General features: G+C 62.6%; 12 protein-coding genes. 8 read left to right on the forward strand and 4 right to left on the reverse strand.

The window, feature by feature from the left end; all coding sequences use genetic code 11:
* Nucleotides 1-70: 70 nt before the first annotated feature.
* Complete coding sequence (locus ACSSNI_RS02640; protein WP_448258980.1) at nt 71-2815, forward strand: response regulator; 2745 nt, start codon at nt 71-73, stop codon at nt 2813-2815.
* Nucleotides 2816-2956: 141 nt separating this feature from the next.
* Here ACSSNI_RS02640 and ACSSNI_RS02645 read toward each other — a convergent pair whose 3' ends face one another.
* Nucleotides 2957-4753, reverse strand: coding sequence for a gamma-glutamyltransferase family protein (locus ACSSNI_RS02645; protein WP_200639182.1), 1797 nt, complete (start codon nt 4751-4753; stop codon nt 2957-2959).
* Nucleotides 4754-5182: 429 nt separating this feature from the next.
* Between ACSSNI_RS02645 and cysM the strand changes: the two genes are divergently transcribed.
* The 6 genes from cysM to ACSSNI_RS02675 all read left to right on the forward strand — a co-directional run bounded on the left by cysM (nt 5183) and on the right by ACSSNI_RS02675 (nt 12120).
* On the forward strand, nt 5183-6082 hold the full coding sequence (gene cysM, locus ACSSNI_RS02650) for a cysteine synthase CysM (protein WP_200639184.1): 900 nt from the start codon (nt 5183-5185) through the stop codon (nt 6080-6082).
* Nucleotides 6083-6115: 33 nt separating this feature from the next.
* A complete protein-coding gene (rlmD, locus tag ACSSNI_RS02655; RefSeq protein ID WP_200639192.1) occupies nt 6116-7471 on the forward strand; it encodes a 23S rRNA (uracil(1939)-C(5))-methyltransferase RlmD in 1356 nt (451 codons plus the stop codon).
* A 100-nt stretch (nt 7472-7571) separates the two neighbouring features.
* The gene (gene relA / locus ACSSNI_RS02660) at nt 7572-9815 is read left to right on the forward strand and encodes a GTP diphosphokinase (protein ID WP_159967595.1); all 2244 of its coding nucleotides are present in this window, start codon (nt 7572-7574) and stop codon (nt 9813-9815) included.
* A 363-nt stretch (nt 9816-10178) separates the two neighbouring features.
* Complete coding sequence (gene mazG, locus ACSSNI_RS02665) at nt 10179-11009, forward strand: nucleoside triphosphate pyrophosphohydrolase (RefSeq protein ID WP_200639194.1); 831 nt, start codon at nt 10179-10181, stop codon at nt 11007-11009.
* Between the two features lie 108 nt (nt 11010-11117).
* Nucleotides 11118-11657, forward strand: coding sequence for a DUF2058 domain-containing protein (locus ACSSNI_RS02670; RefSeq protein ID WP_102836007.1), 540 nt, complete (start codon nt 11118-11120; stop codon nt 11655-11657).
* A gap of 307 nt (nt 11658-11964) precedes the next feature.
* Entirely contained in the window at nt 11965-12120 is a 156-nt protein-coding gene (locus ACSSNI_RS02675) for a hypothetical protein (protein WP_167369788.1), read from the forward strand.
* Nucleotides 12121-12126: 6 nt separating this feature from the next.
* Here the strand turns inward: ACSSNI_RS02675 and ACSSNI_RS02680 are convergent, their stop codons facing one another.
* Nucleotides 12127-12804 (reverse strand): phosphoribosyltransferase, encoded by a 678-nt coding sequence (locus ACSSNI_RS02680; protein WP_102836008.1) that lies wholly within the window; start codon nt 12802-12804, stop codon nt 12127-12129.
* Between the two features lie 3 nt (nt 12805-12807).
* On the reverse strand, nt 12808-14139 hold the full coding sequence (locus ACSSNI_RS02685) for an erythromycin esterase family protein (RefSeq protein ID WP_200639196.1): 1332 nt from the start codon (nt 14137-14139) through the stop codon (nt 12808-12810).
* A gap of 184 nt (nt 14140-14323) precedes the next feature.
* Between ACSSNI_RS02685 and ACSSNI_RS02690 the strand changes: the two genes are divergently transcribed.
* Nucleotides 14324-14557: a hypothetical protein gene (locus tag ACSSNI_RS02690; protein WP_102836010.1), complete on the forward strand. Its 234-nt coding sequence runs from the start codon at nt 14324-14326 to the stop codon at nt 14555-14557.
* 5 nt (nt 14558-14562) lie between these two features.
* On the opposite strand, the gene pdeM is transcribed toward ACSSNI_RS02690, so the two are convergent.
* A complete protein-coding gene (gene pdeM / locus ACSSNI_RS02695; protein WP_200639198.1) occupies nt 14563-15219 on the reverse strand; it encodes a ligase-associated DNA damage response endonuclease PdeM in 657 nt (218 codons plus the stop codon).
* Nucleotides 15220-15473: the final 254 nt, after the last annotated feature.

Here is a 15473-nt window from a genome sequence, read left to right on the forward strand (position 1 = left end):
AAAGCGGCTCATACAGTCAGGTTCCAGGAGCGATGCGCAATTCTACCGGCGAGGGGAAAAGTCCGACAGGCTGCTAGGAATAAAGAGTCGGGTGCTGGTGTTGATCTTGTTGCCCAGCACGGTGCTAGCCGTAGCGCTTGGCATCTATTTCACCTGGATGCAGCTGTCGGAGATGCGCCATCAGCTCGATGCGCGCGGCCAGTTGATCGCCCAGCAGCTCGCGCCGCTGGCGGCTCCGGCCATGGCGCAGGGGTACGGCAAGCGGCTCCAGCGCATTCTCAATCAGGTGCTGGATCAGCCTGATGTGCGTGCGGTCTCCATCCTCGATGCCGAGCGCAATCTGCAGGCCCATGCCGGGCCGAACATGATCACCCCGTCGCCGCCAACCGATCCCGAAGCGCTGACTCAGGTCAGCAGCGTCGACACCACGCGCATCCTCCTGCCGGTGCTAGGCAAGCATCTGAATCTCGCCGAAGACAATCCCGACAACGATCTCCGCCTGATTGGCTGGCTGGAGTTGGAGCTGTCGCACCAGGGCACGCTGCTGCGCGGTTACCGCAGTCTGTTTGCCAGCCTGTTGCTGATTGGCGCCGGGCTGATCATCACTGCGCTGCTGGCGCTGCGCATGAGTACCTCAATCAGCAAGCCGCTGCACAGGGTCAAGGTGGCTGTGGCGCAGCTCAAGGACGGTCACCTGGAGACTCGTTTGCCAGCGCTCGGCAGCCATGAAATGGACGAAGTGGCAGCGGGCATCAACCGTATGGCTGAAGCCTTGCTGGCCGCTCGTGAAGAATTGCAGCAGAGCATCGATCAGGCCACCGAAGACGTGCAGCAGAACCTCGAGACCATCGAGATCCAGAACATCGAGCTGGACCTGGCACGTAAGGAAGCGCTGGAGGCCAGTCGGATCAAGTCCGAATTCCTGGCCAACATGAGCCACGAGATCCGCACGCCGCTCAACGGCATTCTCGGCTTTACCCACCTGCTGCAGAAAAGCGACCTGACGCCACGCCAGCAGGACTACTTGTCGACCATCGAAAAATCCGCTGACAGTCTGCTCGGGATCATCAACGAGATCCTCGACTTCTCGAAGATCGAGGCCGGCAAGCTGGTCCTCGACAACATCCCGTTCAATTTGCGCGATCTCATCGAGGACACCCTGACGATTCTCGGCCCGGCGGCGCACCAGAAGCATCTGGAGCTGGTCAGCCTGGTCTACCGCGACACGCCGCTATCACTGGTCGGCGACCCGCTGCGACTCAAACAGGTGCTGACCAATCTGGTCAGCAATGCCATCAAGTTCACCAATGAAGGCACCGTCATCGTCCGGGCGATGGTCGAAGACGAGCGCTCCGACCGCGCTCAGCTGCGCATCAGCGTGCAGGACACCGGCATCGGTCTGACTGATCAGGACCTGCGTGCGCTGTTCCAGGCGTTCAGTCAGGCCGACAATTCGCTCTCGCGCCAACCGGGCGGTACGGGGCTCGGGCTGGTGATCTCCAAGCGACTGATCGAGCAGATGGGCGGGGAAATCGGGGTCGACAGCATTCCGGAGGAGGGCTCTGAATTCTGGATCAGTCTGAGCCTGCCCAAGGCGCGTGACGACATCGAGGACCTGCCGCGGGCGGCGCTGCTCGGACGCAAGGTCGGCTTGCTCGAGCAGCATCCTTTGACACGCCAGGCGTTGCAGCACCAGCTGGAAAGTTGCGGCATGGAAGTGCTGCCGTTCGACAGCCTGGATCAGTTGCAGGCGGCGGTGTTCGAAGCCCATACCAGCGACACACCGATCGAGGTGGCCGTGCTCGGTGTGACCCATCGAGAAATCGCACCGCAACAGCTATGCCTGCGGCTCTGGGAGTTCGAAGGGCTGGGCTGCAAATGCATCGTGCTTTGCCCGACCAGCGAACAGGCGCAATACCACGAGGCGCTGCCCGAATCGCACACCCATGCCCAGCTGCAGAGCAAACCGGCCTGTACGCGCAAGCTGCAGCGGGTGCTGCTCGATCTGTTGCGGCCGCCACAGGCGATGATCGAGAGCATCGCCGTGTCGGAAACCCGACCGCCACGGGTACTGTGCGTCGATGACAACCCGGCCAATCTGCTGCTGCTGGAAACCCTGCTGACCGACATGGGCGGTGAAGTCGAGGCGGTGAGCAGCGGCGCCGAGGCGCTGGAAGCAGTCAAGCACAAGTCCTTCGATCTGGTGTTCATGGACGTGCAGATGCCGGGCATGGACGGGCGCCAGACCACCGAGGCGATTCGTCGCTGGGAAGATGACAGTGCGCAGCCACCGATGCCGATCGTTGCGCTTACGGCTCACGCGCTGTCCAACGAAAAGCGCTCGCTATTGCAGAGTGGGCTCGACGATTACCTGACCAAGCCGATCAGCGAGCGCCAGCTGGCCCAGGTGATCCTGAAGTGGACCGGCCTGCCGCTGGCGCGCAGCTTTGTTGCAGCACCGCCTGAGACGGCGACGCCGGAAAACAACCTCAAGGTGCTCGATGCGGAAGAGGGGTTGCGCCTGGCCGCCGGTAAAGCCGATCTCGCAGCGGACATGCTGAGCATGCTGTTGGCCTCACTGGAGGATGACCGTCAGGTGATCCGCGAGGCGCGGTCGATAAATGATCGCCAGGCAATGATCGACCGCGTGCACCGGTTGCACGGCGCGACCCGCTATTGCGGCGTTCCGCAGCTGCGGGCGGCCTGCGAGCGCAGTGAAACCTTGCTCAAACAGAACCATCCAAGCGCCGCCCAGGCGCTGGATGAGCTGGACAGCGCCATCGAACGCCTGGAGAACGAAGCGCGAGTCGTCTAGCGAATACCCGGCCGACGTCAACGTATTCGTGTTGACGTCGGGCCTGTACCGGAAACATCCGGCACTTGCTCTGGGCGCGGCGGGCGCCCTGCGACGACGCAAGTCGCAGGGCTGCCTGGAGTTCCGGTGGCCGGTGCGGCGTCACTCGCCCATGACTGCACCTTCGCGGCGCGGATCAGCGCCGCCGAACCAACCGCTGTCGCTACGCTGAATGGCCTGCAGCCCGCTGGTCATTTCCGTCTCGTTGACCTCGTGACCACGCGCTTTCAGCCCCTGTACGGTGCCGGCCGGGAAGCGTCCTGCTTCAAGCACTGTGGGGCCGTTGAAGCTGCCGAAGTTGGGCAGGTCGATGGCGCGTTGGGCATCGAGCCCCCAGTGGTACATGCCCAGCAGGGTCTTCGCCGTGAAGTGGATGATCGCCGCGCCGCCCGGGGAGCCGAGGCTCGCCAGGAACTGTTCACCCGTGACGTCAAACACCAGCGTCGGACTCATGCTTGAACGGGGACGCTTGTTCGGTTCGACTCGATTGGCCACTTGCCGACCCATCGCGTCGTAGGGTTCGAAGGCAAAGTCTGTCAGTTCGTTATTCAGCAAGTAACCACCGGGGAGGCCGGTGCCGCCATCGTTGAGCAGGCGCGAACCGAAGGCCTGCTCGATGGTGGTGGTCATCGCCAGTGCATTGCCCTCGGCGTCGACGATGCTGATGTGGCTGGTGCCGTATTCCGGCTGTGCCGCCTGAGGGGAGAACGAGACAGGCATCTCGCCGGGTTCTCCCGCTTCGGCGGTGCCCATGCTGCGCGGACCAATCAGCGCGGCGCGCTGTTTGAGGTAGCTCGGTGCAAGCATGCTGTTCCAGGTGCGGCCGGGTACCGGCACGAAATCAGGGTCGGCCAGGTATTTAGCGCGGTCTGCATAGGCCAGGCGTGCGGCCTCGGTGTAGCGGTGCAGGAATTCGACAGAAGGCACCCCCTGATCGAGAGGCTGAACCGGCGGCAGCTGTTCCAGCATGCCGAGGATCTGCATCTGGGTGATGTGGCCCGATGACGGTGGCGGGAAGCCGCAAACCTGATAGCGCTTCTGCCAGAGGGTGCAAATGGCGTCGCGCTGGCGCGGTTGATAGCCTTCCAGGTCGTTCAGACTGATGCGGCCTGGGTTGGTCGGATGAGTGTTTACCTGCAGGACCAGAGAGCGGGCATTGGCCCCTGTATAGAACGCCTTGCTGCCGCGCTCGGCGATGTCCTTGAGCAACGCCGCGAGGGCCGGATTGCGCAAGCGATGGCCGACCGGCAGAGGCTCGCCATCGTTCTGGTAGTAGAACGCTGCCGCACGCGGGTCGTTGCGCAAGGCCGGGTCGCTGGCTAGCAGGCCATGCAGGCGTGGGCTGATCTCGAAACCGTCTTCGGCGAGTTCGATAGCCGGCTTGAACAAGGCGCTCCAGGGCAACTTGCCGTACTGGTCGTGAGCGCGTTCGAGCATCCTGACCACACCGGGCACACCCACCGACCGGCCGCCCACCACGGCGTCGAGAAATGCCATCGGCTTGCCGTCGGCCGTCAGGAAGAGTCGCTCGTCCACCGCTGCCGGCGCGGTTTCGCGCCCATCCAGGGCCGCGATATGTTCGCCATCCCAGTGCAACAGAAAGGCACCGCCGCCCAGCCCGCTGGATTGCGGCTCGACCAGACTCAGCACCATCTGAACCGCCACGGCTGCATCCATCGCGCTGCCGCCAGCTTTGAGAATCTCGTAGCCGGCTGCGGTTGCCAGCGGGTTGGCTGCGGCCACGGCGAAACGCTGAAAGGCCCAGCCGGGTTTGGCCGAGTAGCCGCTGGACGCCTCTGGCGCGGGCGGGATTTCGCTGGACGGGCGGTCCGGTTGAGTACAGGCGGTTAGGCTCAATGACAGTATCGAGGGAACCAGGGCGGCTCGTCCGGCGTGCATGGGATGTTCCTTGTCTGGGGCGGAAGGAAAATATGTAACTGATTACAGACCTGGCAGGCTGTTAAAAAACGTCGGCGAGGCAGGCAAGACGAGGCAAAAGGAGCCGAAGATGCGGAGTTTAGTTGTACTAAATAAGTATTCTGAGGCTGCTTTTAACGATGTATTGCCAACGCAGGTAGTTTTTAATCAACCTGCTTGATCACTGACCCCTGTCCGCCAAGCTTGATCGCTGCGGTTGGCAAAATCTTCGTACGTCCAATGTGCTGAGCCGTTCGTCTGCCTGCTTCGCCGAATGGGTAGGGCAACGGGCGCATCGGCAGCCGTTTCGCGATGCCCGCCTGACCGAAGCAAGGGTATTGCGGTCTGCCCGTGGCCGATGGTTGCCGGTATCATGTGCGCCTCTCAAAGGCTGTCCGGTCCATCGAAGCCATGACAATTCAGTACCCGACCATCGCCGATTGCGTCGGCAACACCCCTCTGGTTCGCCTGCAGCGTCTGCCCGGTGAAACCAGTAACACCATCCTGGTCAAGCTCGAAGGCAACAACCCCGCCGGCTCGGTCAAGGACCGTCCCGCGCTGTCGATGATTGCCCGGGCCGAAGCGCGCGGCGATATCAAGCCCGGCGACACCCTGATCGAAGCCACTTCCGGCAATACCGGCATCGCCCTGGCCATGGCCGCGGCGATCAAGGGCTACAAATTCATCCTGATCATGCCGGACAACTCGAGCGCCGAACGCAAGGCCGCCATGACCGCCTACGGCGCAGAGTTGATTCTGGTGAGCAAGGAAGAGGGCATGGAAGGCGCTCGCGATCTGGCGGTCAAGATGGCCGCGGAAGGGCGCGGCAAGGTGCTCGATCAGTTCGCCAATGGCGACAATCCTGAGGCCCACTTCACCAGTACCGGACCGGAGCTGTGGCAGCAGACCCAGGGCACTATCACCCACTTCGTCAGTTCGATGGGCACCACCGGCACCATCATGGGTGTGTCGCGCTACCTCAAGCAGCAAAACCCCGAGATCCAGATCGTCGGCCTGCAACCCAAGGAGGGCGCCGCGATTCCGGGCATCCGGCGCTGGCCGCAGGAGTACCTGCCGAAGATCTATCAGGCCGAGCGCGTCGACCGCATCGTCGACATGGCTCAAGACGAGGCCGAGCACGTCATGCGGCAGCTGGCGCGCGAAGAAGGCATATTCTGCGGCGTGTCGTCAGGTGGTTCCGTGGCAGCGGCGCTGCGGCTGTCCAAGGAAGTTGAAAACGCGGTCATCGTGGCGATCATCTGTGACCGTGGCGACCGCTACCTGTCGACGGGCGTGTATGACCAGCCCTGATCGCGACATGACGCTGCAAGGCGGAACCTGCTGATGGCCAAGCGCAGTGGCGGTTTACGCTTCCAGCCCAGTGGTGGCGAGAAGAAGTCGCAGATTCCCACCGGCAAGAAGCAGCGGCTGAGCATCCAGCGGCTCGCCAACGATGGCCGCGGCATTGCCTTTCTCGACAACCGCACCTGGTTTGTCGAGGGCGCTTTGCCTGGGGAAGATGTCGAGGCGCGCGTGCTGAATGCGCGCAGCCAGATCGTCGAAGCCCGCACCGAGCGGGTGCTAGTCGCCAGCGCCCAGCGGCGTACCGAGCCTTGCCCCCATGCTAGGGTATGCGGAGGCTGCAATCTGCAGCACCTGAGCGCAGCCGATCAGCTTGAATTGAAGCAACGGAGCTTGGCCGAGCAATTGTCCCGCGTGGCTTCTATCGAGCCGCAGCAATGGGCGGCTCCGCTCAGCGGGCCCGAATTTGGCTATCGCAGGCGCGCAAGGCTCGCCGTGCGCTGGGACAACAAGGCGCGACGCCTGGATGTCGGGTTCCGCGCCAGCGCTAGCCAGGACATCATCGCGATCCGCGAATGCCCCGTGCTGGTACAGCCCTTGCAAACGCTGTTGCCGGCGCTGTTAGCCGTGTTGCATGAATTGGACAAGCCGCAGGCGGTCGGTCACCTGGAGTTGTTCAGCGGGACTAGCGAAGCGGTGCTGGTGCGCCACACCGCGGCGCTGGCAGCGGAGGATTTGCAACGCCTCACCGAGTTCGCCAAGTCGCAGAACGTCCAGCTCTGGCTGCAAGGCGAGGATGCGCCGCAGCCGCTGGAGCCCGCGTACCGGCTGGGCTACCGCTTGTCGGCGTGGGATCTGGAGTTGTCCTGGCGACCCGGCGACTTCGTTCAGGTCAATGCGCCGGTGAACGAGGCAATGGTGGCGCAGGCGCTGGACTGGCTGGCACCGGAAGAGGGCGAGCGGGTGCTCGATCTGTTCTGCGGGTTGGGTAACTTCAGTTTGCCGCTGGCGCGTAAAGGTGCACAGGTGGTGGCAATCGAAGGCGTTGGCGAGATGGTCGAGCGCGCCTGCACCAATGCGGAGCAAAACGGTCTTCACGGTGCGCACTTTTATCAGGCGGACCTGTCGAAGCCGCTTATTGATGCGCAGTGGGCCAAAGATGGTTTCGCAGCAGTCCTGCTCGATCCGCCGCGTGACGGTGCCTTGGAAATAGTGCGGCAGATGACGACTTTAGGCGCACGGCGCGTTGTCTATGTTTCGTGCAATCCTGCAACGCTGGCGCGCGATGCTGCCGAGTTGATCGGCCAGGGCTATCAGCTGAAGCGGGCCGGCGTGCTGGATATGTTTCCGCAGACGGCGCACGTCGAGGCCATGGCGCTTTTCGAGCGGCCAGCGTAAGTCAGTTTCTTTTGACAGGCGATCGGCCTGTGGTTCAACCGACCGGCTCTTAGAAAGCCGGCGTATTCGACGCAGATGATGCGTAGAGGGAAGGTATTAGATGGTCCAGGTCAGAGCGCTTCAGCCGATCAACACCGACGGCAGCATCAACCTCGATGGCTGGCTCGATCACGTGCTGGGGATGGACCCCGCACTCGACCGCGACGCTCTCAAACAGGCTTGCGAGTTCGCCCGAACGGCGGAGCAGCAGGCCAACGCGGCACAGAATCTGTGGAGCGAAGGCACCTCCAGTTACCAGACCGGGCTGGAAATCGCCGAAATTCTCGCTGACCTCAAACTCGACCAGGACAGCCTGGTGGCGGCGGTTATCTACCGCGGCGTGCGCGAATGCAAGATCCAGCTGGCCGAGGTGCATCAGCACTTCGGCCCGGTGGTGGCCAAGTTGATCGAGGGCGTGCTGCGCATGGCCGCGATCAGCGACAGCCTCAACCCGCGCGAGTCGCTGGTGCTGGGCACCCAGACCCAAGTGGAAAACCTGCGCAAGATGCTGGTGGCGATGGTCGACGATGTGCGCGTCGCGCTGATCAAGCTGGCTGAGCGCACCTGTGCCATCCGCGCGGTCAAGAATGCCGATGACGACAAACGTCATCGCGTCGCGCGGGAAGTATTCGATATATACGCGCCGCTGGCGCATCGGTTAGGCATCGGACACATCAAGTGGGAACTGGAGGACCTGTCCTTCCGCTACCTCGAACCCGAGCAGTACAAACAAATCGCTCAGCTGCTGCACGAGCGACGGTTGGATCGCGAGCAGTACATCCAGAACGTCGTCCAGCAGCTGAAGGACGAACTGACCGCCACCGGGATACACCCGGAAATCGACGGACGTGCCAAGCACATCTATTCGATCTGGCGAAAGATGCAGAAGAAAGGCCTGCAATTCAGCCAGATCTACGACGTTCGCGCCGTGCGCGTGCTGGTGCCCGAGGTCCGCGACTGCTACACCGCGCTGGGTATCGTGCACACCCTGTGGCGGCACATCCCCAAGGAATTCGACGACTACATCGCCAACCCCAAGGAAAACGGCTACCGCTCGCTGCACACCGCCGTGCTCGGGCCGGAAGGCAAGGTGTTGGAGGTGCAGATCCGCACCCAGGCCATGCACGAGGAAGCCGAGCTGGGTGTTTGCGCGCATTGGCGGTACAAGGGCACCGACGTCAAAGCCACCTCGAACCACTACGAGGAGAAGATCTCCTGGCTGCGTCAGGTGCTCGAATGGCACGAAGAGCTGGGTGACATTGGCGGCTTGGCCGATCAGCTTCGCGTGGATATCGAGCCGGACCGCGTTTACGTGTTCACCCCGGACGGCCATGCCATCGATCTGCCCAAGGGCGCCACGCCGCTGGACTTCGCTTACCGCGTGCACACCGAAATCGGTCACAACTGCCGCGGTGCCAAGATCAACGGGCGCATCGTACCGCTCAACTACAGCCTGCAGACCGGTGAGCAGGTCGAGATCATCACCAGCAAGCAGGGCTCCCCGAGCCGCGACTGGCTGAACCCGAACCTGGGCTACATCACCACCTCGCGCTCGCGGGCGAAGATCGTTCATTGGTTCAAGCTGCAGGCCCGCGACCAGAACGTGGCGGCCGGCAAGGCGCTGCTGGAGCGCGAACTCGGACGCCTCGATCTGCCGCCGGTGGACTTCGACAAACTGGCCGAAAAAGCCAATCTGAAGACCGCCGAAGACATGTTTGCCGCACTGGGGGCAGGCGATCTGCGTCTGGCTCAGCTGGTCAACCATGCTCAGCAGCTGGTTGAGCCGGATACCCATGATGATGACCAGCTCGAGCTGATCCCCAGACGCCCCAGCACCAAGCCTGGCAAGCGCGGCGACGTGCAGATCCAGGGTGTCGGCAATCTGCTCACGCAAATGGCAGGCTGCTGCCAGCCGCTGCCGGGCGATCCGATTGTCGGCTACATCACCCTCGGTCGTGGCGTCAGCATTCATCGCCAGGATTGCGCCTCGGTGCTGCAGCTGGCCGGGCGCGAGCCGGAGCGGATCATCCAGGTCAGCTGGGGACCGATCCCCGAGAAAACCTATCCGGCGGACATCAGCATCCGGGCCTATGACCGCTCCGGCCTGCTTCGCGATGTCTCGCAGATCCTGCTAAACGAGCGGATCAACGTACTCGCGGTGAATACCCGTTCAAACAAGGAAGACAGCACGGCGCAGATGACGCTGACCATCGAGATCCCAGGTCTGGATGCGTTGGGGCGATTGCTCAGCCGGATATCGCAGCTGCCCAATATCATCGAGGCTAAGCGCCAGCGTACCTCCTGACCTGCTGCGCTCGGCCATACGGCGTTGCAAGCTTGCTGAAAAATGCTCATTGGCAGAAGCCAACTCCGCTTTTTCAGCAAGCTTGCGCCTTGTCTGGCCTTCGCTCGCGACGGTCAGGATGATGTACGGAGCTGCTGCGCTCGATCTGGCGTTGTTGAAGCCCAACCGAAAGATGCTCATTGGCTAAGACTTCGCCTAGCCAGCGCTTTGCTTGCGGCGCTCGGGTCGCTGGAAAAGCTGATAACACCGTAGGGGGGATGTCGCTTTTTACATCCACCATGACGACGCTGCGGTGGATGGGTGGAGCGTCATCCACCCTACAATGGGCTCAGCTTCAATCTCAGGCTTTCACCGAGGAATGTCATGTACCAACTCAATGACCTGCTGCACCTGATGGTACGGCTGCGTGATCCGCAGCACGGTTGCCCGTGGGATCTGCAGCAGGACTACGCCAGCATCGTGCCGCATACCCTGGAAGAGGCCTACGAGGTGGCGGATGCCATCGAGAGCGGCGACTTCGAACATCTGCCCGGTGAGCTGGGTGACCTGCTGTTCCAGGTGGTCTATTACAGCCAGCTGGCGAAGGAGGAGGGCCGCTTCGAGTTTGACGCCGTGGTCGACGGTATCACTCGCAAGCTGTTGCGCCGGCATCCGCATGTGTTTCCCGACGGCGATCTGTACGGCTCGCCCGAGCTGCCGCGCCTCGATGAGGCAGCCATCAAGGTGCGTTGGGAGGAAATCAAGGCCGAGGAGCGCGCCGAGAAGGCGGCTGCGCCGGAGCAATTGTCGCTGCTCGACGATGTGCCCAGCGCATTGCCCGCACTGAGCCGCGCGGCCAAGTTGCAGAAGCGAACCGCTCAGGTTGGTTTCGACTGGCCGGATGCTCTGCCCGTGGTGGACAAGGTGCGTGAGGAGCTCGACGAAGTGCTCGAAGCCATGAGCGAAAACGACCCCGATGCCATTGCCGAGGAGCTCGGCGATCTGTTGTTCGTCACGGTGAATCTGGCGCGGCACCTGAAGGTCGATCCGGAAAACGCCTTGCGTGCGGCCAACCAAAAATTCGAGCGTCGCTTCCGCTTTATCGAACAAGCCTTGCGGGAAAGCGGTCGGCCCATCGAAGATTGCGACCTGGAGACGCTCGACGCGCTATGGGGCGAAGCCAAAAAAGCCGAAAAGATACCGACCTGCGGTTGATAGCCGGAGCCTGATCGTGGAAGTTGTCCGTGCCACGAACCTGCTCGGTGAATCACGGTTGATCCACCCTTACGTCTAATTTGAACTCACGACGAGACGACCCGACACATGAGTCTTTCCCTTCGCGACCAGCTGCTCAAAGCCGGGCTGGTCAATGAAAAGCAGGCCAAACAGGCCGGCAAGCAACAGCAGAAACAGCAGCGCCTGGTGAAGAAAGGCCAGGCCGAACAGGACACCTCGCAGCGTGATGCGGCGCTGAAGGCTCATGCCGAAAAGCTGGCCCGCGACCAGGAGCTGAACCGTCAGCAGCAGGAAAAAGCCGAGCAGAAGGCGCGCACGGCGCAAGTCAAGCAGCTGATCGAAGGCAGCCGGCTGCCCAAGCTGACCACCGAGGATTACTACAACTTCGTCGATGACAAGAAGGTCAAGCGGCTGTCAGTGAACAAGCTGATGCGCGACAAGCTCTCCAGTGGTTCGCTGGCCATTGTCCGCCATGGCGGTGGTTACGAAGTGATCCCGCGTGAGGCGGCACTGAAGATCCAGGAGCGTGACCCGCGCCGCATCGTGCAGCTCAACGTCCAGACCGAAGCGCCGGACGCCGATGATCCCTACGCCGCCTACCAGATTCCTGATGATCTGATGTGGTAAGAGCCCATCGATCCTCGGTGTGGCCTAAGGCGTAATGTGGAGGCGGGCGACCTGTTGTGCGCTGCCGTGAGAGGCACTATCTGTGGTTGGTGCGTTCTGCGACCACTGCATAGCCGCCTCTGTAGGAGCCAGCTCTCTGACGAATGCGTGTGATCGCCACGAGCTAGCGCTTTTGGCGACTGCGCTTGCGGATGTAGCAGTTAGAGGCGGTCCCGAGCCCCTCCGACGGAAGGACGGATTTATGCCCGTCGGGCAGCCTCTACTGCTATAGCCCAACCGGGCTTTCGGTCACAGCAGGAGGACTCAAATGGAAACCACACGTTATTCGGACGAGATCGATACGCTCAGCTGGCAAGCCCAGGGGGTGCCAGGCGACCCCGAAGAGCCTGGCGTGCCGGATTTGCCCAGTGAGCCCGGCGAACCGACGATCCCGGATCAGCCGCCGCCAGATCCGGTAGCCTGACAGCCGCTACAACCCGGGCTGGCCAGACGCCCGTGCGAGCAGGTCGACGACCTGCTCGTCGCTGGTCTGCTCGAAGTTGCGGTAATGGCAGCCGACGCCAATGAACGGCTCGGGCATTGCCAGGCAGATCAGCTCGTCCACGTCCGCTCTGAGCATCTCGATTACATCCCGTGGACCCACCGGCACAGCCAGTACCACGCGGCTGGGTTTCGACTGCTTCAATCCCTTCAGCGCCGCCCGAACCGTGGCGCCAGTGGCGATGCCATCGTCGATGACGATGACGCAACGATCAGCGATTACCGGGGCGGGTCGTTCGCCACAATAGCGATGGCGACGGCGTTCCAGTTCGGTCAGCTGGCGCTGCATCTCCTCTTCGAACCAGTTCGGAGGCGGCGCAATCTGGTTGAACAGTTCCTGATTGATCACCCACTTCGGTTCGGCCCCGTCGATCACCGCGCCCAGCGCCAGTTCCTCGTTGCCGGGCGCGCCAATCTTGCGTACCAGCACCAGATCCAGTGGCGCGCCCAGACGCTGCGCCACTTCGAAGGCCACCGGAACCCCGCCGCGCGGCAGGGCAAGCACCAGCGGCTGCGCTTCTGCCAGGTGATGCAGGGCTTCGGCCAGCTCCTGGCCGGCATGGGTACGATCGCGAAACAGTTGGGATTCGGGCATGTAGGCGCGCATGGCTCACTCTCCGAATGGGTAGGTATCCGGAACACTCTGGTCGTCGATCTGCTGCGGGCCGATCGGCTGGACCGCGTTGGTCTGTTCGAACCAGAGCAGTGCGTCGAACTGTTCTGAAAGTATGGCCTGAAAATAGTGACTCTGACGCTCAGTGGCCGGACGGTAGATCACGCCGATTGCGCGCTCCAGACGGGGACGCGCCAGCGCCTCGCGCAGTGGTGTGTCATCGCGCCAGCTGGTCAGCGAGGCAGGCAACCCGGCGCGCAGAAACAATTGCTCCCAGCTGTCCGGGCGCGACGGGCGAACCTGCTGAATCTGCATGGGTTCGTCCCAGTTGTCGGCGGCGGCCACCAGGCCGCGATCGGTGCCCATGCCCAGCAGCACCGCATCGCGCCCGAATGCGGTTCGGCAGAGTTCGCCGATATTGAATTCGCCGCCCCAGCCCATGGAGGTCGAAGCGGCATTGCCGATGTGCGAGTTGTGCGCCCAGACCACCGCCTTGGCGTCATCGCCGCGATGCTTCAGCAGGGCCTGCAGCGTGTCGAACATGTGCCGGTCGCGCAGGTTCCAGGACTCAGCAGAGCCTTGATACATGGCGCGGTAGTACTGCTCCGCAGCGAGCACGACGCGCGCATTCTGCTCGGCATTGAAAAAGCTGCAGCCGTCTTTTTTCATGTACTCGAGCCGCTGGTCGAGCAACGCGCGCAACTGTTCGACTACCGCGGCCTCGCAGGACGGTTCGCCGCGCATCACGTTGTGTCCGTAGACCGCCGGTTCGTCGTGCCATGGACTGAGGCAGCCATATCGACGCCGCGCGGTCGCGGCAGCGTCCGGGTCGACCCGGTCGAGATAGCCGAGCACCTCCTGGATCGAAGCGCCCAGGCTGTAGACGTCCAGCCCGCGAAACTCGACTCGACGCTCGGCAGGCTGGGCATCGTTGTGGTTGCGTAGCCAGCGGGCGAAGTCGGCGACTTCCTGGTTGCGCCACATCCAGGTCGGAAAGCGCTTGAGGCCTTCCTCGACCCAGGCCGGAGGCTGCTGCTGGCGAACGTAGCGGTCGATCTTCGCCGCATCCGGCCAGTCGGCTTCGGCCGCGACGATGGTAAAGCCGTGGCGCTCGATCAATCGGCGGGTGATGGCTGCTCGGGCCCGGTAGAACTCCGAAGTGCCGTGGCTGGCTTCGCCGATCAACACCACCCGCGCATCAGCAAACTGGTCGAAGGCATCGGCAAACGCTGGGTCATCAATGCCGGGCAATACGGTTGCGCTGCGGCGCAACAGCTCGACCAGCTGCTCCTCGGTCGTTTCTTTAGGTCGTGGGCGCGATTGATTCATGGCCTCGTCTCCTGTTCGCCTTTTTAGGATGACCTACGCTGTATAGCCCCGTTCAGACCGTCCGGCGGCTGATTCAACAAGCACAAGCGGCAGAACTGAATGCGAGGGACTAGTCTCTAAACAAAGCGACGCCAATCTCGGCGAGCGAGTTTCCGCTGAAGGCGCTAAGACACGAGGGGCACCTATGACGACCTGGATCATCGCTTACAGCAAAGACGGCAATACCTCCATTTTGCGGACCGAATCCGATCGCCAGCCGGATATAGATGAGGCAGTTGAGCTGGTAACCCGAAAGGCCGAGCAGGATTATGCCGGTGAGGAGGATGCCTACGAGGTGGACCCGGACGTCGAACAGACACCCGCCACCCGCCTGGCTCAGCGCTTCGGCATCACCGTAACCGGTATATCCCAGGCCTGATCGGCTCAGGCCACCTGCCACACACCATCATCCCCAGCCACGAACAGGCGCCGACCCGGGTCGGCGCCCACCTCCATCATTCCGGTGAAACTGCCGAACGCCGGCAGCAGGCTGAGGCGTGCGCCGATGCAGAAGCAAGGCAGGCGCAACGACTGCCGGCCGCGCCCGTGCAGGCGAAATGCAGGGTGCAGATGGCCGGCGAGGACGTGGTGAGTGGGGTGCGGCTCCGGCTCGTGCTGCAGGGCAAACGGGCCGAGCAGCAGGGGTTCGGGGACGACTGTCATCTCCAGACTCGCCGGTGGATCGCCTGCGCGGCGGTCGTGGTTGCCGCGAATCAAGGTGATCGCCAGGCCGGGATGCGTCGCGCGCCATGCCTGCAGCTGGCTCAGCGTGGCAGGCGTTTGCGATTCCGGTGCATGGAGGAAGTCGCCCAAAAAGATCAGCTGTTTGCAGCGGTAACGCGCCAGCAGCGCGTCGAGTCGTTGCAGGTTGGACTGGGTGGTGCCGTGGGGCACCGGCTGGCCCAGACGTCGGTAGGCGGCGGCTTTGCCGATGTGAATATCGGCAATCAGCAACGCCTGCTGTTGCGGCCAGTAGATCGCCTTGTCGGCCAGCAACCAGAGTTCGGTCTGTTCGAGTTCGATGGAGAGGTGCGAGGTCATGCGCGGAGTCTATCGTGCGTTCGGAGTCGATCCCACTGAGGCGCTGAATCTCGAGCGCGTTCGTGTGGCTGCAGGTACTGCCATCTCATCCGGTAACACTGCGAAGACCCTATTGTCAGTTGAGAGCTCTTCAGTAGGAGCGAGCTTGCTCGCGAAGCTCAAGCTCTGTCCCTGCAACGCACCTCTGTTGTGTCGAACCTGCTGGTGAAGGTCGGCGGGTTGATGCAGGCAAGAGGCTGTTGAACGGGAGGTGG

The sequence above is a fragment of the Stutzerimonas tianxiuensis genome (assembly GCF_053470365.1).